This is a genomic window from Candidatus Paceibacterota bacterium (assembly GCA_035452965.1).
In the GTDB taxonomy this organism is placed as follows: domain Bacteria; phylum Verrucomicrobiota; class Verrucomicrobiia; order Limisphaerales; family UBA8199; genus UBA8199.
Window position 1 is genome coordinate 431,877 of the sequence record DAOTCE010000002.1, and the last position, 26,462, is coordinate 458,338.

Below are 26,462 nucleotides of genomic sequence, written 5' to 3' on the forward strand. Positions count from 1 at the left end.
CAAGAACCCACGGCTGGCAGACGGTCGTGGGTTTTTTTATGCACCTGCGGCTGCCAGCCCCAACCGCAAACAACATATATGAGCAAGACAACTGAACAGACTAAGAAAGCGCCGGCCGCCAAAAGCGCGGAGCTCGGCCCCACGATGGCCGGCAGCGAAATCCTCGTGGCCTGCCTCGAACGCGAGGGGGTGGATACCATCTTCGCCTATCCCGGCGGCGCCAGCATGGAAATCCACCAGGCCCTGACGCGCTCAAAGAAGATTCGCACCGTCCTGCCGCGCCATGAACAGGGCGGCGCCTTCGCCGCGGGCGGCTACGGGCGTGCCACCGGGCGGGCGGGCGTGTGCATGGCTACCAGCGGCCCGGGCGCGACCAACCTCGTCTCGGGCATCGCGGACGCGTACATGGATTCCGTCCCGCTGATTGCCATCACCGGACAGGTGGCGCAGGCCATGATCGGCAAGGGCGCGTTCCAGGAGACCGACATTTACGGCATGACGCTGCCGGTGGTGAAGCACAGCTACCTGATCACCAACATCAACGATATCCCGCGCATCATCAAGGAAGCGTTCCTCATCGCGCAGACCGGCCGGCCGGGCCCGGTGTTGATTGACTTGCCGAAGAACGTGCAGCAGGCGCGCACGCAGCCGGTCTTCCCCCGGCAGGTCAACTTCCGCGGTTATCAGAAAGACCGGCGGGCGAGCGACCTGGAACTCAACGAAATCATCGGGCTGCTCGAGAAGTCCGACCGGCCGGTGCTCTACGTGGGCGGCGGCATCATCACCGCCAACGCGAGCGAGGAATTGCGGCGGTTCGCCGAGGCGGCGCAGATCCCGGTCACCTCGACCATCATGGGCTGCGGCGCATTTCCGGAGACGCATCCGCTGTCGCTGCGCTGGCTGGGCATGCACGGCGCGGCCTTCGCCAATTGGGCCGTCAACGGGGAGTTCGAGTCCCGCAAGAGCGCCAATGACCCGATGAAGCAGGTGGCGCCCGGCGCCGACCTGCTGTTGGCCTTTGGGGTGCGCTTCGACGACCGCGTGACGGGCAAGGTGGATAAGTTCTGCGAGAAAGGGACCATCGTTCACATAGACATTGATCCGTCCGAGATCAACAAGAACCGGCGGGTCCATCTGCCGATCATCAGTGATATTAAGTTCGCGCTGGGCCGCCTCGCTCAGATGATTAAAGAGCGGCCCTTGCAGAAGAAGTTCACGACCTGGCACAAGCGGATCGAGGCCTGGAAGGCCAAGGCGCCGTTCGGTTACACGGTGACCGAGGAGGTGATGAAGTCGCAGCACATGCGCGACCATCTCAAGGGCCGGGAAAGCGAGGTCATCCTGCCGCAGATGGCGATCGAGATGCTCTACGAACTGTCCAAAGGCGAGGCCATCATCACCACCGGCGTGGGCCAGCACCAGATGTGGGCCGCGCAGTATTACAAGTTCAAGTACCCGCGCCAGCTTCTGACCAGCGCGGGCCTGGGCGCAATGGGCTACGGCTACCCGGCGGCGCTGGGGGCCAAGGTGGCATTCCCCGACCGGGAAGTCGTGGATATTGACGGCGACGGCTCGTTCCTCATGAACATCCAGGAACTGGCGACCGCCCATATTGAGAAGATCGCCGCCAAGGCTATCATTCTGAACAACCAGCACCTTGGGATGGTGATGCAGTGGGAAGACCGGTTCTACGCCGGCAACCGCGGCAATACCTATCTCGGCGACCCGGAGAACCGCAAACTGATCTATCCCGATTACACCGCTGTCTGCACCAGTTTCAACGTGAAGTGTGAGCGGGTCATGTACAAGCAGGACCTCCGGGCGGCGATGCAGCGCATGTTGGATGCGAAAGAGCCGTATGTGCTGGACATCATCGTGCCCTACACCGAGCACGTGCTGCCGTTCATCCCGGCCGGCCGCACCGTCGCCGACATGATCTGGCAGGCGTAGCCACCCGTAGCGTCAGGCAGCGATGCCTGACGCTACGCCGCTGGTTCCTCTTTGGCCGCGAGCTTCTTCTCCAGCTCCTTGACGCGGCGCATCAGCTCGGGCAGTTGCTGCAGGGCGATCATCTGCCGCTTGGCCTGCCGGTCGGGCTGGGCGGGTGTCCAAATCCACTTCTCGCCGTCCGGGATGTTGTTCATGACCCCGGACTGGGCGGCGACGGAGACGCGGTTGCCAATCTTGAGGTGTCCGGCCAGACCCACCTGGCCGCCGAGCACAACGTAATTGCCCAGCTTCGTGCTGCCCGCGATGCCCGCCTGCGACACGATGATGCAATGCTCGCCGAGCGTCACGTTGTGGGCGATTTGGACGAGGTTATCCACTTTGGTTCCCTTGCCGATAATGGTCGGCCCGAGCGCGCCGCGATCCACCGTTACATTGGCTCCCAGCTCCACGTCGTCGCAAATGATGACGTTGCCGATTTGCGGCACCTTGCGATGGACGCCGTTGTCCAGCACATAGCCGAATCCGTCCGCGCCGACGACGGTGCCGGAGTGGATGCGCACACGCCGGCCGATCTGCGTGTCCGGATACAGCGTGACATTGGGGAAAAGCCGGGTGTCTTCCTCAAGCTGGCAGCGGGCGCCGACGTGATTGGCCCCCTCCAGGACGCAGCGCGGGCCAATCCGCACCTGCTCGCCGAGCACACAATACGGGCCAATATGGACGGTCGAATCAATCTGGGCGCTCGCTGGAACAATCGCCGTGGGATGAATGCCGGCAGGGAAGGCCGGCTCCGGGAAAAACAGCGGGAGCACCTTGGCAAAGGCAATGCGAGCGCTGGGCACGCGGATGAGCGTCTTGCGGCTGGAGGTCTGGGATCCATCGACAATGATGACCGAGGCGGCGCTTTGCTCGGCCCGGGCAAAATAATTCTCGTTCTCGGCAAAGGTCAGGTCGCCCGGCTGGGCGCGGTCGGCGGGCGCGAATCCCTTCAGTGTCAGGGAGCCGTCGCCGGCCAGTTCACCTTCGAGGAGTTTGGCAATATCAGCGGCAGTGTACGGCATAGGCTGTTGACTTGGACAACGCGGGCCACTATAAAGGCCGCGGCAGCTAATTCAACCCCAACTTTGAATATGGCCAAGACACTCCGGGTCGGAATGATCGGATACGGCTTCATGGGCAAGGCGCATTCCAATGCCTGGCGGCAGGCGCCCTACTTCTTCCCTCTAAAAGCCAAAATCGAAATGCACACCATCTGCGGGCGAACCACCGCCGGCGTGCAGGCCGCCCGCGCCCGGCTCGGGTGGCAGTTCGCCTCGACGGACTGGCGCGAGCTGGTGGAGTCGCCCTTGATTGATGTGATTGACATCAGCACCCACAACGACTCCCACGCCGAAATCGCAATCGCCGCCGCCCGGGCCGGCAAGCAGGTGTTGTGCGAGAAGCCGCTGGCCCTGGATGTCAAACAGGCGGAAGCCATGCTGGCTGCGGTCCAGAAGGCCAGGGTCGTGCACATGGTCTGCCACAACTACCGCCGCGTGCCGGCCATTGCGCTGGCCAGGAAGATGATCGCCGAGGGGTTCCTCGGCCAGATTTATCACTATCATGCGCGTTACGCTCAGGACTGGCTGGTGGATCCGGAGACGCCCTTGCAGTGGAAGCTGCAGAAGCCCATCTGCGGCAGCGGCGCGCACGGGGACATCGGCGTGCACCTCATAGACCTGGCGCGTTACCTCGTCGGAGAATTCAAGGAGGTCTGCGGCATGATGCACACCTTCGTTACGGAGCGCCCGTTGCCGCAAAAGCCGGGAGCCGCGCCAGCCGCGCCGCCCAAAGCCGCTCCCAAAGCCAAGGCAAAATCCGGCCAGGCGGCCGCCGGTCCGCCCGCCAAACCCGCGCGCCCACTGGGCAAAGTAACGGTGGACGACGCCACCACCTTCATAGGCACCTTCCAAAACGGCGCGCTCGCTAACCTGGAAGCCACCCGTTACGCGCCTGGGCGGAAGAACCAGATAGCTCTCGAGATCAACGGCTCCAAGGGGTCGCTTTGCTTCGATTTCGAGGACATGAACCACCTCAAGCTTTACGACACCGCCAGCCTGCCCGACCGGCAAGGCTTCCGCGATGTCCTGGTGTCCCAGCCCGGTGGCGCACACCCCTATGTCGGCCAATGGTGGCGGGCCGGCCATCCGCTGGGCTACGAACACTCCTTTGTCCACACCATCGCGGATTTCGTCAATGCCTGCGTGGACCAGAAGCCGGTCCACCCGACGTTCGAGGACGGATTGAAAAACCAGCGCGTGCTGGCGGCGGTGGAAGAGTCGGTTAAGAAGCGCGCCTGGGTGAAGCTCTGACGGTCGGGCCTTGAACTGGGAGCACCCGCCCGCTACTTTAGGCGCGAGTTTCGGTTAGCAGAGACAAACGTTAACACCAGACACAACACGCATCACTAGTCACTAATCACAAAGACAGGAGTATCATCTATGCCCAACAGACCTCTCAATGTCGGTTTAGTCGGCGGCGGCAAAGGCGCCTTCATCGTTCATCCCCACCAGAAAGCCATCCATTTTGACGGCACGCGGCGCGTTGTGGCCGGAGCGCTGTTCCCCGATCCCAAGATCGCCCTCGACGAAGCCGCCAACTGGCCTTACCCCATCAAAGGCTACGGCTCCTACGACGAGATGATCGCCGCCAACGCCCGGCTCCCCGAAGACCAGAAGCTGGACTACATCGTCGTCGTCACGCCCAACTTCGTTCATTACGACCCGGCCATGAAAGCCATGAAGGCCGGCATTGCCGTCTTCTGCGAGAAGCCGCTGTGCCTCAATCTCAAAGAGGCCTCCGACCTGGTCAATACCTCGCGCAAGCTGAAGGTCCCCTTCGGCGTCGCCCACACTTACCTTGGCCACTGGACTACTCGCTTCAGCCGTTACATCGTGCGCAGCGGTTTGCTCGGCGAAGTGCGCTGGGTGGACAGCTACTACCTCCAAGGCTGGCTCGCGACCAAGCTCGAAGCCACCGGCCAGACCCAGGCGGTTTGGCGCGTGGACCCCAAGCGCGCCGGCGGTTCCGGCTGCGGCGGCGACATCGGCACGCATGCCCTCATGCAACTCCGCTTCGTCACCGGCCTGGACGTCGCCCAGCTTAGCGCCCAGCTCGAGACTTTCGTCCAGGGCCGCCAGCTCGACGACCACTTCACGATCTACTGCAAGCTCAGCAACGGCGGCAAAGCTCTCGTCCGCGCCTCGCAGATCTGCATCGGCCACAAAAATGACCTCGGCATCGAGATCGCCGGCACCAAAGGCACTCTCGTGTGGCGGCAGGAAGAGCCGGAGGCGGTCACCGTTATGCTGGCAGGCCAGCCCGACCGGGTCTACTGGCGCAACGCGGTGACGCCGGGCGACGGTTTCCTGCCCAAGAACGTGCCCGCCGACCTGATGGCCGAGCCGACCATCCCCTCGGGCCACCCGGAGGCCTTCCACGATGCCTACGCCCGCCTGCACCGCTGCTTCGAGGCTGATGTGCGTCTCTGGAAAGCCGGCAGGCCATTCAAGTGCGACGGCGCCAAGTACGCCAACGTCGAAGACGGCTGGATGGGCATTGCCTTCATCGAAACCTGCCTCAAGAGCAGCAAGAAGAAGGGCGCCTGGATGGCGATGCCCAAAGCCATCTAACGCCCCGGAGCCTGGTAAATCGAAGGGGACGGCGCCACCGCCGTCCCCATTTGTGTACACCAGCCGCCGGCGTCGGCCCGGCTGCTTAAACAAACTCGTTAATCAGGTTTTCGAGGAACTCCTGCCGGCCGCTGGTGTTCGGGGCGGCGTCTCCCTTCTGGAGCATGTAGGCTTCGAGGTCTTTGAAACTGGCTTTGCCGGCCTCAATCTTCGCGCCGATGCCGTTGTCCCACGAGCTGTAGCGCCGCTTCACGAACTCCGCCAGGCGGCCATCCTTGCGGATGGCGGCGGCGACTTTGAGGCCGCGCGCGAAGGCGTCCATGCCGCCGATGTGAGCATAGAACAGGTCCACGGGCTCGAAGCTCTCGCGGCGGACCTTGGCGTCGAAGTTGGTGCCGCCGGTCTTGAAGCCGCCCATGCCCAGGATCGAGAGCATGATCTCGGTGGTCAGGTAAATGCTGGTCGGGAACTGGTCGGTATCCCAGCCGAGCAGCATGTCGCCGGTGTTGGCGTCCATGGAGCCGAGGGCGCCCGCGGCGATGGCCACTTCCAGCTCGTGCTGCATGGTGTGGCCGGCGAGCGTGGCGTGGTTGGTTTCGAGGTTCAACTTGAAGTCGCCGAGCAGGCCGTACTCGCGCAGGAAGTTCAAGCACGCGGCGGCGTCGGAATCGTACTGATGCTTGGTGGGCTCCTTGGGCTTGGGTTCGATGTAGAACTGGCCCTTGAAACCGATGGCCTTCTTGTGGTCCACGGCCAGGTGCAGGAACCTGCCCAGGTGATCCATCTCCCGCTTCAGGTCCGTGTTTAGCAGCGTGCTGTAGCCCTCGCGTCCGCCCCAGAACACGTAGCCGGCGCCCTTGAGCGTGTGCGTTACTTCAACCGCCTTCTTCACCTGCGCGGCGGCATAAGCGAACACGTCCGCGTTGCAGCTCGTGGCCGCGCCGTGGGCGTAGCGCGGATGCGCGAACAGGCAGGCGGTGCCCCACAGCAGTTGCACGCCGGTGCGCTCCTGCTCCGCCTTGAGCACCTTGACGATGGTGTCGAGGTTGCGATTGCTCTCGCGCAGCGTCCTGCCCTCGGGCGCCACGTCGCGGTCATGGAACGCGTAGAACGGCGCGCCGAGCTTCTCGAGGAACTCGAAGGCAACCCGCACGCGCGTCTCGGCCATCTTCATCGAGTTGGTGCCGTCTTCCCACGGGCGAACGGCCGTGCCCACGCCGAACATGTCGGCCAGTTGTCCGCGAATGGTGTGCCAGTAAGTGACCGAAAAGCGCAGATGGTCCCGCATGGATTTGCCGGCGACCAACTCGTCGGCATTGTAATGCTTGAAGGCCAGCGGGTTTTTGGAATCCGGGCCTTCGTAGTGGATCCGGGAGATGCCGGGGAAAAACTCTCGGGCTTGCTGCTTCATGGTTCAGGACGTTCGGAACGGCAACTTAATGCTCAGACGCGCAGAAGACAAGGAGGAGTTGACACCCTGGCCACAGGCGGGAGCGTTCCCGCGCGGAGCAACATCCCATGAAATCAGAGCTCGCGCGGAGGTTCGCCGTCCCCGGCGCTGTCTGGCGCGAGGCTCTTGTCGAACGCGCGCAGGATGGCGGCGATGGCCTCACGCCGGACCGTGCCGAGTTTGTGGTTGTCCCGCGTGGGATGGACGGCGTTGGTGAGGAGCGCCAGGTGTAGCTTCCGGTCGAGATCCACGCGGATGTAGGTGCCGGTAAATCCATTATGCCCGATGGCCCGTTTCTCGCCGCGTTCAAGCCCCCAACCCAGGCCACGGCTGCCACCGCGGGCCAGCTCGTGCGGGCGGGCGAATTCAGCGAACACGGGTTGAGACAACCACTGGCTCTTCCCTTCGTCTGCGCGCAACAGCTCCGTGGCCAGCTTCCCCAGGTCCTCCGCCGTCGAGAACAGGCCGGCGTGGCCGGTGATGCCTTCAGCGGCGCGGGAGTTCTCATCGTGGACGACGCCGTGGACGAAGTTGGTGCGGTTAGGCCATTTTTCGGTGGGGGCGATGCGGGCATGCAACCCGGCCGGCGGATTGCGCAGGGTATTCGTCATGCAAAGTGGACTGAACACCAACACCTGTTCCAGGTCCGCCAGCGGCTTCTTGCCGGCCCGCGCGGCCACCTCCCCGGCCAGGAGCATGCCGAAGTCGCTGTAGCGAACCCGCGCGCCCGGGTCGCTCTCCAGCGGGGTCGTGAGGATGGCGCGGAGCATCGCGGCGTAGTTTGTCTGCGTGCGATAATAGGCCTTCCAGGAAGTCAACCCCGCGGTGTGGGTCAGCAGGTGCCCGACCGTGATCTGCTTGCGTTTGGCCTTGTCCTCGTCATCCGGCGCGAGATCAATGAACTCCGGGAGGTATGCGCTGACCGGATCGGACATCCGCACCTTTCCCTGTTGCATCAATTGCATGAACACCGAGGTCGTCCCGGCCACCTTGGTGACCGAAGCCAGGTCGTATAGGGTCTGCTTTGTCACCGGCACGTGGCCCGTGTAGTCCAGGCAGCCGAAAGCTTCTGACCATAGGACCTTGTCGGCGGTGCCGACGACGACTGTGCAGCCCGGGAAGGCATGGTCTTCGATGCCGCGCCGCAGGATGGCGGCGGTTTCGGAGAAGTCCGGGGCAGCGGCGGCGATCGCGGTGGCGGCAGAGAGGAGCAGGGCAAGAGGGCTGTAGTTCATGCGGCGCCTAGTGTGGCGGGAGGATTGCCGGGAAGACAATCCCAACCTTCCGGGGCGCAGACACGTGGCGGAGTGGATTGAACAAAGAGCCGCGTGAAACTGCGTGCACACTTCGCCAAGTGAGGTTCTTCATAGGTTTGCGGCGAACCGCGCTGGCGATTGGTCGTCTCAGACTCCCCTCCTTACCTCCAGCACCCCCGCCGGACGGGCGACGACGCTCTTGTGGTGGCCGCACCCTGGCGTGGGCTTGCGGATGGCTCGTCAGTGCGGTTGGGCTACGGTGTGTATCCCATGGGGAGCGCTCCCCATGGGATACACACCGTAACCTCACCATGTCGGCACCGTATTAACCAGCCAATCGTGCCGGGGCCAGCGGGGACTGGAAGGGGCAGACAAGCAGCATCACTGTCCAAAATGTGGACAGTGTGCGGCTTATGAGGTCTGGGGGGCTAATTGGTGATGCTACGGGCCCTTGATCTCCTGCGAGCGCCCAGAGCTGGGCAGGGTGACGCTGAAGCTGGAGTTGAACTCGGTATTGGTAAAGCGCTGCCCGTGGCCGTCTGTCAGGTCCCAATGCACCTTGATCACACCGTTGGAAGTTGTGCCTTGGAACGTCTTGAGGTGGGCGCCTTGAGGTGTCGTAAGCTCGATGCGGTAGATGCCATTGGACTCAGGCAGTTTCGCGTACAGGATGGCGCCGCGGGAATCGAATTGCGAATAGAGAGGATCAAACTGGCAGAGGTTGCTTGAGAAGAAGGGCGTGGGTGGCCCCATCGTTTCAAAGCTGCGCCGCTCTTTTTGGCGCTCGGTACAAAACAACTGGGCCTGAACAAAATGTCGGCCGGGCGAATCATAGGTGGTGTTCCAGACCAGCAGGCAGTTGCCGTTGGTCGCCCGCTCAAAAACCTGCATCTCACCGCCCCCATGACCGGCATCAATTAACAGGCGCAAGCTCCCGATGTTGGTTACCACGTCGTAGCGGATCGGCACTTCGAAAGTCACGGTTTCCGGGTCATCGGCGGTTATGACGCGTCTAAGGGTCATTAACTCGTCCAAGGTTGGCTGGGTGGTCTCTCCCGGTTCCTCGTTGCACAGAAGCTTGCTGAGCGGCTGGCCATGATAAGTCGGCGCGTCCTGTGTGTCTGCGGAACGTCCGGAACGGTTCCTTCTTGCCTCGACCTCTGCCTGGAGTTGGGCGATGGCCGCCTGCCGCTCCGCCTCGGCTTGCCTCTCGTAATCGGCTTCGCGTTGGTTGAACGCCGCCTTTGACGCCTGTGCTTGCCTCTCCAGCTCCTGCTGGTGCGTCAGCATCTCGGCGGGTGAGGCCGGACGGGGCCACACCAGGTCCGTGCCCTGCGCCCCGCCCCAACCGCGACCGGCAGGTCCGCCATAGGCACCCACGTCATGGAGCCCCTGCGGGAAACCGGGTCCGCGCCACTGTGGCCGCCGCATTTCTCCGCCGTTGTCCACGCAGTCGAGCCCAACAGAGTAGAGGACGAAATGCCCGTCTGGTGTGGGCTGATAGCGCAGCGGCTGGCCGTCCATGAAATCTGTCGGCGGCTGGGGGAGTAGTTCCGGCACGAGTTGTTGGAGCGCCTGGGGGTGCGAGCCGTGCCGCGCCCGGTAGCGTTCCAGCGCGATGGCGGTGACGAGCAGCCTTCTGCGGGCCTCGGCCTCGGCGGCCCGCCCCAGGAGACTCTGGCCGCCGCGCAGCATCGCTATACTTACCTGCCTCAGATTCTGCAGCGTTTGCATTTTTGAGGCGTGTTTCGAGGCAAAGGGAACGAAGTTGGTCACGCCGGGAAACCGGCGCATCTCGATCCAACTTGGGCATTGCACAGCCTGCCGCAGCTCCAGTTCGCGGTCCCGATAGTGGAGCAGCACAGCGCGCTCATCCTCGTAGCTGCCTTGACCGCGGTAAGCGACCCGGCGCCAGCGATTGACGAAAACATGCCAGGTGAGCCTCAAAGAAAAGCCCATGCGTGTATTGTCCAGGATCGAGGGAATGGGTTCCGCGCGTTCCCGCTGGCAAAGGTCAGCCGCTGCGGCACGCGAGAACGCAGCCGTCTCCGGCAGGCCTTTGAACAAGTCCAGAGATGCCCATTCGTGCTGCAGGCCAGCCAAATGCTCATCATTCCAGCCCGGCGTTTGCAGCGCCTGCCAGGCCGTGTCATAGGCCAGGCTCACGCAGCCAAACCGCACCATGTGCGAGACCTCGACCGGCTCGACCTGCCACGCCGTGACCAGCCGCGCCGAGGCAACGACGTTGGACCAGGCGGCCTCACGGTTGCCGTCGTGCAAATCCAGCACGGCGCGGGTGCCGAACGTCTGTCCAAGGCCTTTCACCACGGCCGCGTGCGGCAGTAACATCGCACTGCCACGACTCGCCTCCAGGTTAAAGCGGATCGGCCCTGCGAGCGCGGCGGCGCATGCCGCGTCCTGGTGTGGCCTGCTTTCGTCGAGGAGCTGTCGCAGAGCTGCCCAAAGATCTTCTGTTGGCTCATAACCTGCCCGGTCAAAAAATGCAGCAGGCTCCAATGCCAGGGTCTTTTGCATCCAAACCACCACAGCGCAGTTTGAGCCAGCCGGTGTCATGAGGTTCAGGCCTTTATGCGAGAGGATCTCATTCCGCGCATACCACCTGCCGCCATGGACCGGCGCAGAAGCAGCATTGGTCAGTGCAGAAGCCCGCGCGAGCAGATCCCCTGAGGCCGACAAATCGAACTCCGACAGTCCCACCTTGAATCCCTGCCGCCGCAGCTCGTTACGCGTTGACTCGAGCGCTTGCTGGGCGGAGTTGGTTGGAAACAGCAGGTAGGCGGTGGCCCCTGCCGCCAATACAAGCACTCCGAGTCCGATCACCCATCGTAGCTTCATATTCCGCCACTCCAGATTAGTGGCCGCAGACTACCCGGGCGGAGCCTGTCCTTTCAAGCGCCTTGGTGCCCGTGTATGGAATGCGGCGCATTGGCTGCGATGGACGGCGAGAGGGACCGCTGCCGAACCGGCTCGTCCGTTGGCGCAAGATCGGCGTCGGGATGCTCTCCCTCGGGGTGTGGGATTGTACCCGCGTTGTGGTCGTTGCTTCGTGCAGTGGGTGCTATTTGCCGGCGAGGGTCTGGAGGTCGCGGCGGGGGGAGGCCCAGGCTTTGTCGGCGGCGGCGCGGAGGAGCTCGCGAACAGATTGATAGTCGGGGTCGGAGGTGTCCTTATAGACCAATTCGGAGCAGGCCTGGGTGCCGCCGGCGGATTTGCCGAGTGGGGCGCGGAGGAAGAGGGGGCGCTCGGGCTGGCGGGGGTCAATCCAATCGAGGCGGGTGACGTCGGAGGCTTTGTGGCAGGCGGCGCAGCGGCGTTCGTGGATGGCGGTGAGCTGCCGGGCGAGGGTCTTGTCGGCGGCGAGGTCGTAGGCTTTCTGGTCGGCGCGTTTGTTGACGAAGCGGTCGTGGTAGGGGGCGTTGGCGTCCATCCACATGGTAAGGCGGAGGCGCTCGTTGGGGTCCAACTGGACGCGCTGGCGATGGGGCTCGGCCTGGAGCGCGTGGAAGAGTTTGCTCTGGTGGGCGCCGTAAGCGAGGGCGGGGGTGATGCTGGCGTCCTGGAGGTTAGGTTCAGCGGTGGCGACCAGCTTGGCGTTGAGGATGGTCTCGAAGGCGCGGTTGAAGCCGTAGCCCGGGACGAGGCCCCACCATTGCTCGTACTGGCGGGACCAGTCGGTGAGGCCGCCGGCGAAGTCGAGGCCGGCGGCGGGTTTGAGGCCCGCGTGGCAGGAGACGCAGTGGCGGTCGAGGATGGGCTGAACGTCGCGGAGGAAGCTGACGGGGCGGTCGCCCCACGGGGGCGGGATGAGGGCGCGGGGCGGGCGGGAGGCGGCGAGGGAGGGCGGAGTAAGACGGGGCGCCACGCCGCGGGTTTCATGGCATCCGGCGCAGGCGCGTTGTTCACCGGGTTGGAAGCTGATGAAGCTGCGCATGCGGCGGAGTTCCATGCGGTTCTCGTCAAGCAACTGAAAGTAAACCGCGGTGTCGGCGGGAACCTGGAAGTGGGCGCTGCCGTCGGACTCGACGGGGACATCGCCAAGGATGCGGATGGGGGTCCAGTTGATGAGCTGGGGGCCTTTCTCACCGTAGCGCTGGCCGCCGAGGCGGTTGTCGTAGGGCCAGCCGATGGGCTCGGCAATGCGGACATAACGGATGCGGCTCGCGACATCCTCGGAGCCGAAGCCCACATCGCTGATGACGCAGGTGGCGTGGTCTTGAGACAAATCCACGAGTTCCGGCAGCACCGGCGGGCATGGCCGGGCCCGGAGCGGCATCGGGATGAAGCAGGAGATGGCCGGATCGCGGTGGATCAGTTCTTTGTTCCCGAATACGTCTATCACGTAGAGGGCGTAGCCCTTGGCATCAGTCTCCTTGTTGGAGTAAGTGTAGGAGGCCAGGAAGCATTTCTCCGAGAGCGCCCATGGGGTGGAGTAGAGTCCCCCGCAGTCCTGTGTGCCGCCCTCGGGCACCCTCACGCCGTCCATGCCGCCTTCGGTGGGCTTGACGTCCGGTGTCACGATGGACATGCCTTTGGGTTCGTTGATGCCGAGGGTGAGGTCCACGACAACCACCGGCCCGACCGCCAGCGTGTGGTGGCCGGCGGCGACGCAGACGAGCTTCTTGCTGCCGGGGATCGAGCGGACATCCTCCAGCGCCCAGGGATTGACGAAGTGCTGCTTGAAAATGGCATCCGCGCCCGTGCCGTCGGGCCGAATGGTCCAGATGGATTGGATGAAGGCCCAACTGCGTTCGTGATACTCCCAGCGGAGATAGCCGATGCTGCCGTCATCCAGGGTGTGGGGCAGGTAGTCTCCGTCCTTGTTGACGCTGAGGCGCCGGATGCCGGAGCCGTCGGGCTTCATCACGTAGAGATTGCAGCTCGTTTCGTCTTTGTCGTATTCGTTGCACTGGAGCGAGGTGCCGCAGCGCTCGGAGACAAAGACGATATCCCCGTTGGGCGCGTAGGTGGGGTCCAGATCACTCCATTCCCCCGAGGTAAGCTGGCGCAGGTTCTGGCCGTCTACGCCGATCTCGAAGATATGGGTAGGCTCGACGGTGCGGCGGAAGTGATAGCTGCGGGCGCGGTCCAGCCAGCCTTCGGGCGGCTCATCGGCCGGCTTGCGGGCATAGCCGAATACCACACGGCTGCCGTCCCACCACAGGTCCATGCCATGAACGTGGCCGGGGCCCAGCGCGCGGTTCAGAATGGAGCGGAGTTGCAGCGGGGAATCTCCCGGCGCACCCAGCGCAGCGGAGAGCTTCCGCCCAGGCGGGGCCGCGAGAATGCAAAGGTCGCCGCCCGGGCGCGAGCACCAGGGCATGTGATTGAGGCAGACATCGGGGTAGGTTTCCTGCGTGAACCGTTTCACGAAAAGCAGCCGGTCGAAGTCAAGGACCGGGTTGGCGAACACCAAGCCGCGCACGAGCCGGCGGACCTGCAGGTAAAGGGCCCGGCGTGCTTCGTCCGGGGCGTCTTCAGACAGCGCCTGGAGGCGTTGGGCGGCTGCATCCAGCTCTTGGAGCGCCGGGGCGCAATCCACGCCAGCCTGGCGCAAGTCCGCCGCCAGCTTGCGGCCGCGCTCGATGAATCCGGCGGTGGGATACTCCGGTGGCGCATCGGGCGGCCTAAGGGACTTCGCCGTGGACCACGGGCTGAGGCTGCTTTGGTTCGCCGGCCGGTGAAGCGCCAGATTGCGCTCCGGCGCGGCTGGTCCATGCACCTCAATCTCATCAAGATGGAAGAATATCGGGGCGGCGCTCGGAATCTGCAACCGCACGAACCGGCCGCGCACCTCGCCATCCTTGAACCGCACTTCAAGCGGCGGCGCGCCGCTGATGCCGCCGAAATGCTGCCCCTTTATTTCGTGCCGCGGCGTCCAATGGCTGCCGTCCTCGGAAGTGAGAATGCGCAAGTTGTCGGCATTGTGCAGCCCGGGCGCGTAGTCCAGGCGGTTGAACACCACCAGGCGGCTGAGCGGGACCACCTCGCCCAGGTCCACCTGCCACCAGGGATTGGGTTCCTGGCCGGTGTGGAAGGCGTATTTGCCGTCCTTGATGCCGTCGCAGCCGCCGCGCGCGTCGGTCTCCGTCGTAACGGTGCCGGGCGCGCCGGCTTCAATCGCCTTGGCCTGCCGGAGCCAATCCTCTTCGACCTGCTGGCGAAACGCCTGGCCGTTGAGCGCCTCGTCGCGCGGTCGGGAGGCGGAGGGAACCGGGGCCAGACTCCCTAACGCGAGCGCGGGCCAGAGGAAGCCAAGCTGGACGAGCCGAGCCATAGGCGAAGTGAACTTCATAGCTTCAAATTGGCAGTCTCGACCGCCGGCTTGCGAGCATGGGGCGGTGTCTCCCCTGCCCTGACTGGAACGTCACGCAGGACCAGCACCAACGCCGCAAGCGCAAGCCTGAAATGCACAGGACCTCGTTAACGGTTCTCGGCGGGAATATCAAACAGAGAAATCGCCTTTATCGGCAGCCCAGCAGCGCGCGAACCTGGGTGCCGATATCAGCGTTCCTCATGAGTGACTCACCCACAAGGATGGCTTGCGCGCCGCACCTGGCCAACCGTTCGACATCGGCGCGGGTGTGGATGCCGCTTTCGGCTACCAATAGTGGTGTGGGGCGAAGCGTGTGTGGTGAACCGCGCAATGCCGCCGCCAAACGCTCGGTGGTGGCCAAGTCCACCTTGAATGTCTTCAGGTTGCGGTTATTCACGCCGATCAACTGCGCCCCCGCGGAGAGCGCCCGGTCCAACTCGGCTTCATCATGGGCCTCGACCAGCGCCGCCAGGCCGGCTTCCGCCGCCAACGCATGGAACCGCCGCAACTGCGCATCGTCCAGGATCGCCACGATCAACAAAATCGCGTCGGCGCCCCACTCGACCGCCTCCAGAATTTGCCGTTCATCAATGATGAAATCCTTGCGCAGCAGCGGGAGGTTCACCGCCGCGCGGATTCGCTTCAGGTACTCCAGCGAACCCTGGAAGAACTTCTCGTCGGTCAGCACCGAGAGGCAACTGGCGCCGGCCGACTCGTATTCCCTGGCAATTCCGACGGGGTCAAAATCAGGGCGAATCACGCCGGCGGACGGAGAGGCTTTCTTGACCTCGGCAATGAGCGCGACCGAGCCTGGCTTAGGTATCCGGAGCGCGCCGGCGAAGTCCCGGCGCCCGCCCCGCGCGCACAGCGCGGCTTTCAGGTCGGCAACGGAAACCGGGCGCTGCGGCAGTCGCGCCACCTCGCGCTTCTTCTCCTCAACAATGCGATCAAGGATGGTCACAACCTCAGGAATCAAGGTCAGATGCCCAATGCCGCGCGCTCACGGCGGACGCCAGCGCCTGTGCGTCTTTCGGTCTTTGGCGGCCGGATACTAGTCCTCCTCATCCTTGACGCCCTGCATTCGCTTCGTGGGGCAGCCGGCGCGCAACCAGGCGCTGACGAACGGGTCCAGGTCGCCGTCCATGACCCCCTGCACGTTGCTGGTTTCGACGCCGGTGCGCAGGTCTTTGACCATTCGGTAGGGCTGGAAGACGTAGCTGCGGATCTGGTTGCCCCACGAGATGCTGCCTTTCTCGCCGTAGAAGCGTTCCATCTCCGCCTTTTGCGCGTCAACACGCTGAGCGTAAATGCGCGACAGCAGGAGCTTCATGGCCGCGGCGCGGTTTTGGTGCTGGGAACGCTGGCTCTGCGAAGCAACCACCAGGCCGGTCGGGATGTGCGTGATGCGCACCGCGGTCTCGACCTTGTTCACGTTCTGGCCGCCCTTGCCGCCCGAACGGAAGGTGTCCACCTGGAACTCATTCGGCGGAATCACAATATCCGAGGAGGCCTCCTCGATTTCGGCGATTACATCCACACTGGCGAAGCTGGTGTGCCGGCGTTTGTTCGCATCGAACGGCGAGATGCGCACCAGGCGGTGCACGCCGCGTTCGGCCTTGCAGTAGCCGTAAGCATTCTCCCCGCTGATGATCATAGTCGCGCTCTTGATGCCCGCGGCCTCGCCGGAGAGCATGTCCGTCACCTCGACCTGCCAGCCGCGGGTTTCGGCCCAGCGCTGGTACATGCGCAGGAGCATGTTCGCCCAATCGCACGATTCGGTGCCGCCCGCGCCGGCGTTGATGCCCATGATGCAATTGCTCTTATCGTGGCGGCCGCCGAGAAAGACCTTCAGTTCCAGGGTATCCAGCGCCTTGAAGAACCCGGCGAGGTCGTGTTCGAGCTCCTGGAGTATTCGGGGCTGCGCGGCATCGGGCTCCGCCTCGCCCAACTCCACCATGACGTGGAAGTCCTCCAGTTGCTTCTCCGCCTTGAGGAGCGGTTCGGTCTTGTTGCGGAGGGAGTTGCTCTCGTCTATGACCTTCTGGGCCTGCTCGCGGCTATTCCAGAAGTTCTCTGCCGCCATCAGGGCGTTAATCTCGCCCAGGCGTGCCTGCGCGCCGGGCACGTCAAAGAAACCTCCGCAGATGGGCCAATTTGTCGGCGGCAGCCGCCAGCTCGGCTTTGATGGTGTCGAACATTTCCAGCAGATTAGTTCGCGACGGGACTGCTGGCAAGTTGAAGTGGGGCGCAGGCGCATCCGCTTCGGGCCCATCGGCCAGAGGGCCTGTTTCATGACCTGCCGTTCCACAGGCTTTTCAGTCTTGAACCAGGAGTGGTAAACCCGGAGATTGGCGGGGATGAAATTCTCCATTTGCAACGAGATCTACAAGGACTGGAAAATCGAGGATACCCTGGCCCATGCCGCAAAGCTCGGTTACGCGGCAGTTGAGATCGCCCCCTTTACCCTGGCAAACTCGGTAACGGACATTCCCGCAGGCGTGCGGCGGAAGATTCGCGAGACCGCCGCGTTGCATGGCATTGAGATCGCGGGCATCCATTGGGTGCTGGTGAAGCCCGAGGGGCTCTACGTCAACCACCCGGACGCCAGCCTGCGCGCGCGCACGGCGAATTACTTCTGCGACCTCGTCGAATTCTGCGCCGATATTGGCGGCAAGGTGATGGTGGTCGGCTCGCCGAAACAGCGCAACGTGCTGCCGGAGGTGACCCGCGAGCAGGCGTGGGACTGGGCGGCGGCGACGTTCCGGGACGCGGTCGCGCGGGCCGAACAGCGGGGCGTGACGATCTGCTTCGAGCCGCTGGGGCCGGCGGAAACCAACTTTGTCAACACCGCCGCCGAGGCGCTGCGGTTCATCCGGGAAGTGCCTTCGCCCGCCTTCAAGATCATTCTCGACGTAAAGGCGATGTGCTCCGAAGCAAAGCCCATCCCGCAGATCATTCGCGAATCGTGGCCGCACTTCGCGCATTTCCACGCGAACGACCGCAACCTCAAAGGACCCGGCTTCGGCGATGTGGATTTCAAGCCGATCGCCGCCGCATTGAAGGAGGTCGGCTACCAGGGCTTTGTTTCCGTCGAAGTGTTCAACTTCGACGAAGGCGCGGAGGTCATCGCCGCGAAGAGCCTGGAATATTTGCAGCGGGCATTTGCCTGACCAGAGCCCGTGGCGACTGGGGGGCATGGCGAACAGCCGGCATTCTTAAGTTGATTCCCATCGCGAGGCAAGCCGGCTTGGCGCAGACTTAGGCACGCATGGCCAGCACATTCTTTGACCCGGGCGACCAGCGCGTGGCGAGGGTGCATGCTCTCTTTTCCCGGATCGCGCCGCGCTACGACCTGATCAATGACCTGCAGAGCTTTGGCCTGCACCGGCTTTGGAAGCGGCGCGTGGTCCGTCTGGCCCGCCCGGAGGCCGGGCAGCGCGCGCTGGACCTCTGCTGCGGCACGGGTGACCTCGCGCTGGCGCTGACCCGGCGCGGCGCGCGGGTGACCGGACTGGATTTCAGCGCGCGCATGCTGGCAGTGGCGGAGAGCAGGGCCGCCCGCATCCGGCCTCGCGAGCCGTCAGCGCCTCCCCACGCACCACGCACCATGCACCGCGCACCAACCCTTCCCCGCTTCGTCCGCGCCGACGCGCAGCGCCTTCCTTTTGCGGACGGCTCCTTTGACATTGTCACCGTGGGATATGGTCTGCGCAATCTGGCGGACTGGGAGATTGGGCTGGCCGAGATGCAGCGTGTGGCGCGTCCCTCCGGCCGGCTGCTGGTGCTGGATTTCGGGAAGCCGGACAACGCTCTCTGGCGCGGTCTTTACTTCAGTTACCTGAAGCTGTTCGTCCCCGTGCTGGGGCGGATATTCTGCGGCAGCGCCGACGCGTATGCCTATATCCTGGAATCGCTCAAGGCTTATCCGGCTCAGCACGGCGTGGCGGCGGCGATGCGGAGGCTGGGGTTGACCCGGGTGAATGTCGTCAACCTGCTGGGGGGCGTGATGAGCATTCACTACGCGGAGAAACGGGGCGGCGGCGAGGTGAAGGAGAGACAGGAACCGGGCTGATTCTCGTGCGTCCCGCTGTGTTGCCGGACCGCTGCTACATTCCCCGCTTCTCCCGTCTCCCTCCTTGCCAAGGCGGAAACACTCAGGCCAGAATGCGCAGGTGAACTTGCGCGGGAAGATCATTGCCTGGGAGAAACTGCCGGAATGGCGGGCGGCTTTGCGGGCCGGCGGCCGGCGCCTGGTAGTTACCAACGGCTGCTTCGACCTGCTCCATGTCGGCCACGTGACTTACCTGGAAACGGCCCGCAACCAGGGCGACGCGCTCCTGGTCGGCGTCAACAGCGACGCCGCCGTGTGCCAGTTGAAAGGTCCGGACCGCCCGGTGACACCCGAGAACGAGCGCGCCCTGGTCCTGGCCGCGCTGGAGAGCGTGAATGGAGTGTGCATCTTCGCGGAGTCCACCGCCACGCGCTTCCTGGCTGCCGCCCAGCCGGACATTTATGTCAAAGGCGGCGATTACACCCTGGACACGCTCAATCAGGAGGAGCGCCGAATCGTTGAGCGGGCCGGGAGCAAGATTGTGATCCTTCCATTCGTGCCCGGCAAATCCACGACGGCGCTGCTCCAGAAGATCAAGCGGTTGTAAGGCGGGCCGGGGAATGAAGATTCTGGTTATCTCGCTGGCGGGCATTGGCGACACGCTCTTCGCCACGCCACTCATCCACGAGTTGCGCGCTAATTTCCCCGCCGCCAGGCTTGAGGCCCTCGTCCTGTGGACCGGCTCGAAGCACCTGCTGGAGGGGAATCCGCACCTCAACGCGGTGCACCAGAAGAACTTCATCGCCGCGAGCAAGGCTGACTCATTGCGCTTCATCTGGCAATTGCGCCGCCAGAACTACGACCTCTCCCTCAACACCCACCCGCAAAGCCGCGTGCACTACCGCGCCGTGGCGCGCCTGATCCGTGCGCGCGTCCGCGCCAGCCACCAATACGACAACGCCGGCGCGTGGGACCGCTTCCTGGTCAACCGCACCCTGAGGCAGGACTATGCCCGCCATGCGGTCGAGAATAACCTGGCGCTGCTGGAAACCGTTGGGGCCCGGCCCTTGCTCCCGCGCCATGAATACGAGGTCTATCTTTCGCCCGCTGACCGGAATTGGGCCGACGACTTCATCTCGCGGCACGACTGCTCCGGGCGAAAGCTCCTGGGCATTCACGTCGGCTCGGGCGGGACCAAGAATCTGCCGCTCCGGCGCTGGCCGCTGGACCACTACCTCGCGCTGCTCAACGAACTGCGCCAGTCGCATCCCGAGTTGCGCGTCCTGCTCTTTGGCGGGCCGGAAGAGGAGAAGGATCACCAAGTCATCCGCGCGCAAACCAGCGCCGGCCAGGTCCTGATTGCCGAGACCCCCAGCCTGCGCCAGGCCGCTGCCCTGCTCCAGCGCTGCGAGCTGTTCCTGAGCGTGGACACGGCCCTGATGCACCTCGCGGCCGCCATGAAGGTTCCCAAGCTGGTGGTCATCGAGACCCCCACTTGGAACAAGCCGATCGAGCCCTACGGCCATCCCTTTACGCTTATCCCCAACCCCGCTGTCGCCGGCCGGAACCTGGACTATTACCGCTACGACGGACACGGCATTCGCGGATCCCCAGCGGAGCTGCGCCGCTGCATGACCTCCGTCACGGTGCAGTCCGTCGTGCAAACCCTGCATCGGCTGCTTTGACACGATGAGCCTGGCTCAATCCCCATCCGGCCGCCCGGCGCCGCCCCTCTCGGTCATCATTCTCAACTACAACGGCGCGCCCTGGATCGAGCGCTGCCTGAGTTCGCTCCGTGCCCAGACCGTCTTCGACCAAATCGAGGTCATTCTGGCCGACAACGCCTCCAGCGACGATTCGGAGCGCGTCGCCCGGCCCATCGTCGAGAGCTGGCCGGGCGGGGTCTTCATCCAGCACGGCCGGAATCTCGGCTACTGTGAAGGCAACAACCGTGCCGCCGCCGGGGCGCGCGGCCAGTACCTCCTTTTTCTCAACAACGACACCTGGCTGGAGCCGCATTGCCTGGAGCACCTGCTGGCCGAAGTCCAGAAGACCGGCGCCGCGGCCGCCGCGCCCCTCATCCTTAACTACGAGGACGACAGCTTTCAGTCGGCCGGCGCGTTCGGCTTCGATGTTTTTGGCCTTGCCTCGACGCGCGCGCCGACGGCGGAAACGCGCGAGGTGTTGATGCCGGAAGGCTGCGCCTATCTCATCCGGCGAACTCTGTTCCACGAGCTGGGCGGCTTCGACCCGGAGTTCTTCATGTTCGCCGATGAATTCGATTTGTCGTGGCGGGTGTGGATTTCCGGGCACCGGGCGATCGCGGCGCCGTCGGCCGGGCTGCACCATCGCGGTGCGGCGCAGGTGAATCCTGCCGGCGGCGGCGCGACAGTGGAATTCCGCACCAGCGACACCAAGCGCTATTACGCCAACCGCAACAGCCTGCTGGTGCTGCTGAAGAATGCGCACGGCATCCTGTTGCTGATGGTCCCCTTGCAGCTCGGACTGCTTGGCCTCGAGGCAATCGTCAGCCTGGCGTTGGTCCGCCGCTTGAGCTTCGTCAAACGCGCATACCTGGACGCCGTGGCCGGCTGCTGGCGGCTGCGCGCGCACATCCGTGCCGAACGCCAGCGCATCCGGCGGTTCCGGCGCCGGGGCGACTTGTGGATGCTGCGCTTCCTCCGCTGGCGGCTGAACCGCTGGGATGAGCTGCAGCGAATGCGCCACTTCGGCCCCCCAAAGATAACCCCGCGCTGAACCTCGCCCGGGCTCGTTTCAAGGACCGTCGGTCCGCAATTGGCCGGCCAGCCGCGCGAGGTCCTGATCCGACGCCGGCAGGCAGGCAAGAATGCGGTCGCGGCGTTCGCGCACCCATGCGCTGGTTTCGTTTCTTGGCTTGAGTCCGCCCGTCATCCCGAGCAGGCGGCGCCATTCCTCCTGCCACTCCCGGCTCCAGGCGTCCAGCAGGTTCGGGGGGGCCTTCTCGCGCAGAATCCGGCGCAGCGCTCCGGTCAAGGCCGCCGCCTCGGACATGCCGACGTTCATGCTCTGCACGCCCACGGGGCCGGTTTGATGGGCCGCATCCCCCACCAGCCAGCAGCGTTCCCGGCCCAATTGCCCGGCCACCCGCTGCTCGAATACCACCTCGGTGCACCAGGTGATCTGTTTGACTCCCCACGCGAACCACGGCGCCCGCTGTTTGGCCACCTTTTCCACGTATTGGCGGATATGCTCGTCCACGTTGGCTTGTGTGAACCGCGCCTCCCGCCGCTCCTTTTCGGGAAACTCCCTCGGCCCCCCGCCTTTGACCACCTGGAAAGTCCACCGGCATCTGTCGCCCGGCAGCGGCCACAGCACGTTGGTCGTGGGCTGGTCCAACACCACGCGCACCTCTCCGTCCGCCGGTGTTTCCGGCTCAAACTCATACGCCGCGAAGAACTGGGGGCCGACAACCCGGGTGTTCGTGATTCCCAGGCGTTGCCGTACCAGCGAGCCGTAGCCATCCGCCCCCACGAGGAATTGCGCCCGGATTGGGAACCGTTGCTTAACCACCATTTCCCAGTGCGGCACGATGTAGCCGGTGCCGGTGGCCCCCAACTCCTCCACGATGGCTGTTACTCCGACCGTGGCGTACTCGAGGTCGTCAAACCGGTAGCCCCAGCCAACCGCCACCCCCGCCTGCCGCAGCCGTCGTTCAAGCACTTCCTCGAGAATATTCTGCGGGAGGATCACCATGAATGGGAACTCGCCGCCCAATTCCGAAAGCTTCACCTCGGCCTGGCGTGCCTGGCCATCGTAGAAGGCGACCGTGTCAATGCGCCGTCCCTGCTCCAGCACAGGGGCCGCCAGGCCCATCGCGGCCAGCAGCTTGAGCGTGCGGGGGTGCAGGGCACAGGCGTAACTGCGCGCAGTGGTTCGCTCTTCCTGGTCTATGATTTTCACCTCGATTCCCGCCTCCGCCAGCAGGATGGCTGTTAACAGCCCAACCGGCCCCGCTCCAACCACCAGCACTTCCGTTCGTTCTTCTCGCATATTCTGACTTCCTTTCTGGCGCGTTTGCCTGCCAATCGGCTTGCAGCATACGCCCGCAGCGCAAAAAAGTCATATTCATTTTCGCCGACCTGCCACTTTCACCGCCGGGTGAGTCGATTCCGCGACTGGATAAGTGCCATAATCCCCAGTTCCTGGGCCGGGTGACCGCTCCGGTGCGATCACGCTGTGACACCCGTTATACCCCGGTGTGGTTCCCATGGGGCCCGACCCCCATGGGAACCACACCGGGGTCCCGCCGGATTGGCACCGTCCCATGGCCGTATCCGGCTCGGGCGCGGGGTGCCTCGGGCTTGGAGGATTAACCGCTCTCCTGAGCATCTGGTTGCCAAAGCGGCTCGTGCCCTCTTAAATCCTCCTGTGCAGCTTGAATGGCTCTTTGGCCCCAAGCCGTGCGCCCAACCGGAGGAACACTGGCTCCCTGGCGGGGCGCAGCCGGTGCGGCTCCGGTTCGTCCGCCACCGGCGGGCGCGGCGCTATGTCCTGCGCCTGTGCGCCGACGGCTCGGCCCGCGTTACCGTGCCGCGGGGCGGATCGCTGGCTGAAGCCAGGCGGTTCGCCGCGAGAAATACGGCCTGGCTTGAGCGGCAGCGACTCCGGCAGGCGCTGCGCCTGCGTCATCCCAGGACATGGCTGGCGGGGACCGAGATACTCTTCCGGGGTGAATGTGTGAGGATCGAGGCGGGCGCCGACGGCCAGGGCGGGCTGGTTCGCTTTGGCAGTGAAATCGTGCCCGTCGCGGATGCGGCCGGCGACCTGCGCCCGGCCATCGAACGGCATCTGCAGGAGCTGGCGGTTCGGGAATTGCCGCCGCGCGTGCTTGAGTTGGCGGCACTGCACGGCCTGGCTGTTCAGCGCATCGCCATCCGCAACCAGCGCACGCGCTGGGGTTCCTGCTCGCGGCGCGGCACCATCTCCCTCAACTGGCGCTTGGTGCAGGTTCCACCTTCCGTCCGCGACTATCTTGTCCTGCATGAACTCGCGCACCTGCGGGAAATGAACCACTCCTCGCGGTTCTGGGACGAGGTGGCGCGGCTGTGCCCGGCTTATCGCGAGGCCGAACGCTGGCTGCAACGGAACTCCGCGCTGCTGGTGCGAGCCTGACTCATCAGCGCGCCCGGTTCTGGCCACCTGCCCGCCATCCGTGTATGCTGCTGCCGATGTTGTTAACCGATGTAAAGTCCGCCAGGTGCTTTCCAAAGTCCTTTCGGCTTTCGACCTTTGGTTTTCGGGTTGCCCTTTTCCTCCTCGCCTTGAGTGTCGTTCCTCGCGTCTCCGCCGAAAACTGGCCTTGCTGGCGCGGCCCGCGTTTGGACGGCACCAGCCGGGAGAAGGGCGTCCCCGTCCACTGGAACGCCACCAACAACGTCCTCTGGCAGACCGAACTGCCCGGCTCCGGCCACGCCTCGCCGATCGTATGGGATGGCTGCGTCTTCACCGTCAGCGCCATGTCCGACACCCAGGATCGCCTGCTCCTCTGCCTGGATCGCCGCACCGGCAAACTGCTCTGGCAGCAGACCGTTCTCACCGCGCCGCTCGAACGCAAGCACGGCCTCAACAGTTTTGCCTCCAGCACCCCCGCCACGGACGGGGAGCTGGTCTATGTCGCGTTTCTTGACCGCGGCCAGATGTTCGTCGCCGCGCACGACTTCAAGGGCCGCCGGCGCTGGGTCGCCCGCCCCGGCCCGTTCGCCAGCGTGCACGGCTTCTGTTCCTCCCCCATCCTCTACCGGGACAAAGTCATCCTGAACGGCGACCACGACGGCGACTCTTATCTGGTCGCGCTGAGCCGCGCGGACGGCCGGGTGGTCTGGAAGACGCCCCGCGAGAACCGCACCCGCAGCTACTGTGCTCCGCTGATCTGCCAGATGGCCGGCCGCATGCAGATGGTTCTCGCCGGCGACAAATGCGTCGCCAGCTTCAACCCGGACACCGGCGCCCGGCACTGGGTCATTGACGGCCCGACCGACCAATTTGTCGCCTCACCCGTCTATAGCGAGCGCTGCGGCCTGGTCATTATCACTGGCGGATTTCCGGATCACCACATCCTCGCCATCCGCCCCGACGGCACGGGCAACGTCTCGCAGACTCATATCGCCTGGCGCACGACCCGCGGGGCCGCTTATGTCCCTTCGCCCCTCATCGAGGGCGACTATTTTCTGGTCCTGGCCGACTCGAATGTGGCCCACTGCTTCGCCGCCGCGACCGGCGCCCCCCTGTGGACGGAACGCCTGGGCTCGCAACACGCTTCCCTTGTGTCCGCGGAAGGCCGCGTCTATTTTCTCAACGACAAGGGAACCACGACCGTCGTTCAAGCCGGCCCGCGGTATCACCGTGTCGCCCAGAACAACATCGGCGAGAAGTGCTTCGCCTCGCCGGCCATCAGTCACGGCCAGATCTTCCTGCGCGGCGAACGCCACCTCTTCTGCATCGGCAAGGGCAACTGAACCCGCCCGCGGGCCCCGGCCGTCACCTTTTCGATTGCGCAACGCGGCCAAGCCGCTGACGATGGGCGCCCGGTGAGAACGTTGCACGCATACCTGATGCGCCAGATCCTGGGGTCCCTGTGGATCACGGTGATGGTGTTCACTTTGGTGCTGCTGCTGGGCAACGCGCTCAAGGAGATTCTTCCCCTGCTGGTCAACCGCCAGATGAGCTTCGCGGTCGTGGCGGAAGCCGCCGCGTTGCTGGTTCCGTTTGCGTGGGTGTTCGCGCTGCCGATGGGGATGTTAACCGCGACGCTGCTGGTCTTTGGCCGCTTCAGCGCCGACCAGGAACTGACCGCCGTCCGGGCCAGCGGCATCAGCCTTCTGTCGCTCATCAGCCCGATCCTCTTGTTGAGCCTGGCCTTGTGCGCCGTTTGCGCGCTGGTGAACATGGAAGTCGGCCCGCGCTGCCGCGTGGCTTATACCAGCATCCTTTTCAACCTCCGGCTGGAATTGTCCGGCGCCCAGATGCCCGAAGGCCGTTTCATCAAGGACTTCCCCGGTTACATCTTCTATGCCGGCAAGAACCGCGGCGGGGAGATGGAGGACGTAATGGTCTGGGTTTTGCAGAACGAGACGAACGTGGTGACCTTCGTGCGCGCCGCCCGCGGCCAACTGGAGGTGGACGCGCCCAACAAGCTCCTGACCCTGCGGCTGCACGACGGCAAGACCGTGGACTTCCGCGAAGGCCGCATGATCCCAGGCGCATTTGCCGAGTTGCCGGTGCAGCTCGACTTCAATCAACGCCGGCCACCCAACTTCCGCACCAAGATCAGCGACATGACCGCCGGCCAGCTTTGGGACGAATTAGCCGAGTGGGAGGAGCGGCTCAACGCGCCGCCGCCCGGCCGGAACCTGACGGCGGAGCAGTTGCGCGAGCGGCGGCGCGCGCTGGAAAAGATGCTCGGAGACCCGACCACGCCGATCCGCTTCCAGATTCATCAGCAGGTCGCATTTTCCTTTGCGTGCTTTGGCTTCACCCTGGTGGGCATCCCGCTGGGGATCCGCATGCATCGGCGCGAGACCAACGTGGGCATCGGGGTCGCCCTGGTGCTCGTGGCGGTTTACTACAGCTTCATTATTCTCGCCCAGTCCGTGGATCGGCGGCCGGAATATGCGCCGCATCTGATCGTGTGGCTGCCCAATTTCATCTTCCAGGCCGTCGGTGCCGTCCTGCTCTGGCGGGCCAATCGCGGGGTGTGATCCGTTCCTCG

19 protein-coding genes are annotated in these 26,462 nt (G+C 64.4%); 11 read left to right on the plus strand and 8 right to left on the minus strand.

All coding sequences use genetic code 11. The features are described 5' to 3' along the window. Positions 1-78: 78 nt before the first annotated feature. Positions 79-1,950 carry a biosynthetic-type acetolactate synthase large subunit gene (ilvB, locus tag P5205_03705; GenBank protein ID HSA09454.1) on the plus strand — a complete coding sequence of 624 codons (1,872 nt, stop codon included), beginning with the start codon at positions 79-81 and terminating at the stop codon, positions 1,948-1,950. 32 nt (positions 1,951-1,982) lie between these two features. Here the strand turns inward: ilvB and lpxD are convergent, their stop codons facing one another. Further along, on the minus strand, positions 1,983-3,011 hold the full coding sequence (gene lpxD, locus P5205_03710; GenBank protein ID HSA09455.1) for a UDP-3-O-(3-hydroxymyristoyl)glucosamine N-acyltransferase: 1,029 nt from the start codon (positions 3,009-3,011) through the stop codon (positions 1,983-1,985). 69 nt (positions 3,012-3,080) lie between these two features. Between lpxD and P5205_03715 the strand changes: the two genes are divergently transcribed. Continuing rightward, positions 3,081-4,301 (plus strand): Gfo/Idh/MocA family oxidoreductase, encoded by a 1,221-nt coding sequence (locus P5205_03715; GenBank protein ID HSA09456.1) that lies wholly within the window; start codon positions 3,081-3,083, stop codon positions 4,299-4,301. 129 nt (positions 4,302-4,430) lie between these two features. After that, positions 4,431-5,621 carry a Gfo/Idh/MocA family oxidoreductase gene (locus P5205_03720; protein ID HSA09457.1) on the plus strand — a complete coding sequence of 397 codons (1,191 nt, stop codon included), beginning with the start codon at positions 4,431-4,433 and terminating at the stop codon, positions 5,619-5,621. Positions 5,622-5,706: 85 nt separating this feature from the next. Here the strand turns inward: P5205_03720 and xylA are convergent, their stop codons facing one another. The 6 genes from xylA to prfB all read right to left on the minus strand — a co-directional run bounded on the left by xylA (position 5,707) and on the right by prfB (position 16,859). Beyond that, on the minus strand, positions 5,707-7,032 hold the full coding sequence (gene xylA, locus P5205_03725; protein HSA09458.1) for a xylose isomerase: 1,326 nt from the start codon (positions 7,030-7,032) through the stop codon (positions 5,707-5,709). A gap of 113 nt (positions 7,033-7,145) precedes the next feature. Beyond that, positions 7,146-8,306, minus strand: a complete 1,161-nt coding sequence (locus P5205_03730; GenBank protein ID HSA09459.1) for a serine hydrolase domain-containing protein — start codon at positions 8,304-8,306, stop codon at positions 7,146-7,148. A 462-nt stretch (positions 8,307-8,768) separates the two neighbouring features. Then, positions 8,769-11,183 (minus strand): hypothetical protein, encoded by a 2,415-nt coding sequence (locus P5205_03735; protein ID HSA09460.1) that lies wholly within the window; start codon positions 11,181-11,183, stop codon positions 8,769-8,771. A gap of 223 nt (positions 11,184-11,406) precedes the next feature. Next, entirely contained in the window at positions 11,407-14,640 is a 3,234-nt protein-coding gene (locus P5205_03740) for a discoidin domain-containing protein (protein ID HSA09461.1), read from the minus strand. A 169-nt stretch (positions 14,641-14,809) separates the two neighbouring features. Next, positions 14,810-15,622 (minus strand): indole-3-glycerol phosphate synthase TrpC, encoded by an 813-nt coding sequence (gene trpC, locus P5205_03745; GenBank protein HSA09462.1) that lies wholly within the window; start codon positions 15,620-15,622, stop codon positions 14,810-14,812. 90 nt (positions 15,623-15,712) lie between these two features. After that, a protein-coding gene (prfB, locus tag P5205_03750; protein ID HSA09463.1) for a peptide chain release factor 2 occupies positions 15,713-16,859 on the minus strand; the annotation gives its coding sequence in 2 pieces (ribosomal slippage) (positions 15,713-16,789 and positions 16,791-16,859; 1,146 coding nt in all). A gap of 159 nt (positions 16,860-17,018) precedes the next feature. Here prfB and P5205_03755 point away from each other — a divergent pair. The 5 genes from P5205_03755 to P5205_03775 all read left to right on the plus strand — a co-directional run bounded on the left by P5205_03755 (position 17,019) and on the right by P5205_03775 (position 21,469). After that, the gene (locus P5205_03755; GenBank protein HSA09464.1) at positions 17,019-17,831 is read left to right on the plus strand and encodes a sugar phosphate isomerase/epimerase family protein; all 813 of its coding nucleotides are present in this window, start codon (positions 17,019-17,021) and stop codon (positions 17,829-17,831) included. A 98-nt stretch (positions 17,832-17,929) separates the two neighbouring features. Further along, on the plus strand, positions 17,930-18,733 hold the full coding sequence (locus P5205_03760; protein HSA09465.1) for a class I SAM-dependent methyltransferase: 804 nt from the start codon (positions 17,930-17,932) through the stop codon (positions 18,731-18,733). A 100-nt stretch (positions 18,734-18,833) separates the two neighbouring features. Continuing rightward, on the plus strand, positions 18,834-19,319 hold the full coding sequence (locus tag P5205_03765) for an adenylyltransferase/cytidyltransferase family protein (protein ID HSA09466.1): 486 nt from the start codon (positions 18,834-18,836) through the stop codon (positions 19,317-19,319). Between the two features lie 13 nt (positions 19,320-19,332). After that, positions 19,333-20,397 carry a glycosyltransferase family 9 protein gene (locus tag P5205_03770; GenBank protein ID HSA09467.1) on the plus strand — a complete coding sequence of 355 codons (1,065 nt, stop codon included), beginning with the start codon at positions 19,333-19,335 and terminating at the stop codon, positions 20,395-20,397. Positions 20,398-20,401: 4 nt separating this feature from the next. Then, positions 20,402-21,469, plus strand: coding sequence for a glycosyltransferase family 2 protein (locus P5205_03775; protein HSA09468.1), 1,068 nt, complete (start codon positions 20,402-20,404; stop codon positions 21,467-21,469). Between the two features lie 18 nt (positions 21,470-21,487). Here the strand turns inward: P5205_03775 and P5205_03780 are convergent, their stop codons facing one another. Next, positions 21,488-22,744 (minus strand): FAD-dependent monooxygenase, encoded by a 1,257-nt coding sequence (locus P5205_03780; protein HSA09469.1) that lies wholly within the window; start codon positions 22,742-22,744, stop codon positions 21,488-21,490. Between the two features lie 378 nt (positions 22,745-23,122). On the opposite strand from P5205_03780, the gene P5205_03785 reads away from it, so the two are divergent. The 3 genes from P5205_03785 (at position 23,123) to P5205_03795 (ending at position 26,451) form a co-directional block, all read left to right on the plus strand. Beyond that, positions 23,123-23,866, plus strand: coding sequence for a SprT family zinc-dependent metalloprotease (locus tag P5205_03785; GenBank protein ID HSA09470.1), 744 nt, complete (start codon positions 23,123-23,125; stop codon positions 23,864-23,866). Positions 23,867-24,015: 149 nt separating this feature from the next. After that, positions 24,016-25,209 (plus strand): PQQ-binding-like beta-propeller repeat protein, encoded by a 1,194-nt coding sequence (locus P5205_03790; GenBank protein ID HSA09471.1) that lies wholly within the window; start codon positions 24,016-24,018, stop codon positions 25,207-25,209. 72 nt (positions 25,210-25,281) lie between these two features. Next, positions 25,282-26,451 (plus strand): LptF/LptG family permease, encoded by a 1,170-nt coding sequence (locus P5205_03795; GenBank protein ID HSA09472.1) that lies wholly within the window; start codon positions 25,282-25,284, stop codon positions 26,449-26,451. Positions 26,452-26,462 lie beyond the last annotated feature (11 nt).

Bases quoted from the DNA above. Each gene is read 5' to 3' on its own strand.
- ilvB (HSA09454.1), top strand. From the start codon at position 79: ATGAGCAAGACAACTGAACAGACTAAGAAAGCGCCGGCCGCCAAAAGC.
- P5205_03740 (HSA09461.1), bottom strand. From the start codon at position 14,640: ATGAAGTTCACTTCGCCTATGGCTCGGCTCGTCCAGCTTGGCTTCCTC.
- P5205_03760 (HSA09465.1), top strand. From the start codon at position 17,930: ATGGCCAGCACATTCTTTGACCCGGGCGACCAGCGCGTGGCGAGGGTG.
- lpxD (HSA09455.1), bottom strand. From the start codon at position 3,011: ATGCCGTACACTGCCGCTGATATTGCCAAACTCCTCGAAGGTGAACTG.
- P5205_03730 (HSA09459.1), bottom strand. From the start codon at position 8,306: ATGAACTACAGCCCTCTTGCCCTGCTCCTCTCTGCCGCCACCGCGATC.
- P5205_03715 (HSA09456.1), top strand. From the start codon at position 3,081: ATGGCCAAGACACTCCGGGTCGGAATGATCGGATACGGCTTCATGGGC.
- P5205_03775 (HSA09468.1), top strand. From the start codon at position 20,402: ATGAGCCTGGCTCAATCCCCATCCGGCCGCCCGGCGCCGCCCCTCTCG.
- xylA (HSA09458.1), bottom strand. From the start codon at position 7,032: ATGAAGCAGCAAGCCCGAGAGTTTTTCCCCGGCATCTCCCGGATCCAC.
- P5205_03770 (HSA09467.1), top strand. From the start codon at position 19,333: ATGAAGATTCTGGTTATCTCGCTGGCGGGCATTGGCGACACGCTCTTC.
- P5205_03720 (HSA09457.1), top strand. From the start codon at position 4,431: ATGCCCAACAGACCTCTCAATGTCGGTTTAGTCGGCGGCGGCAAAGGC.
- P5205_03780 (HSA09469.1), bottom strand. From the start codon at position 22,744: ATGCGAGAAGAACGAACGGAAGTGCTGGTGGTTGGAGCGGGGCCGGTT.
- P5205_03755 (HSA09464.1), top strand. From the start codon at position 17,019: ATGAAATTCTCCATTTGCAACGAGATCTACAAGGACTGGAAAATCGAG.
- P5205_03735 (HSA09460.1), bottom strand. From the start codon at position 11,183: ATGAAGCTACGATGGGTGATCGGACTCGGAGTGCTTGTATTGGCGGCA.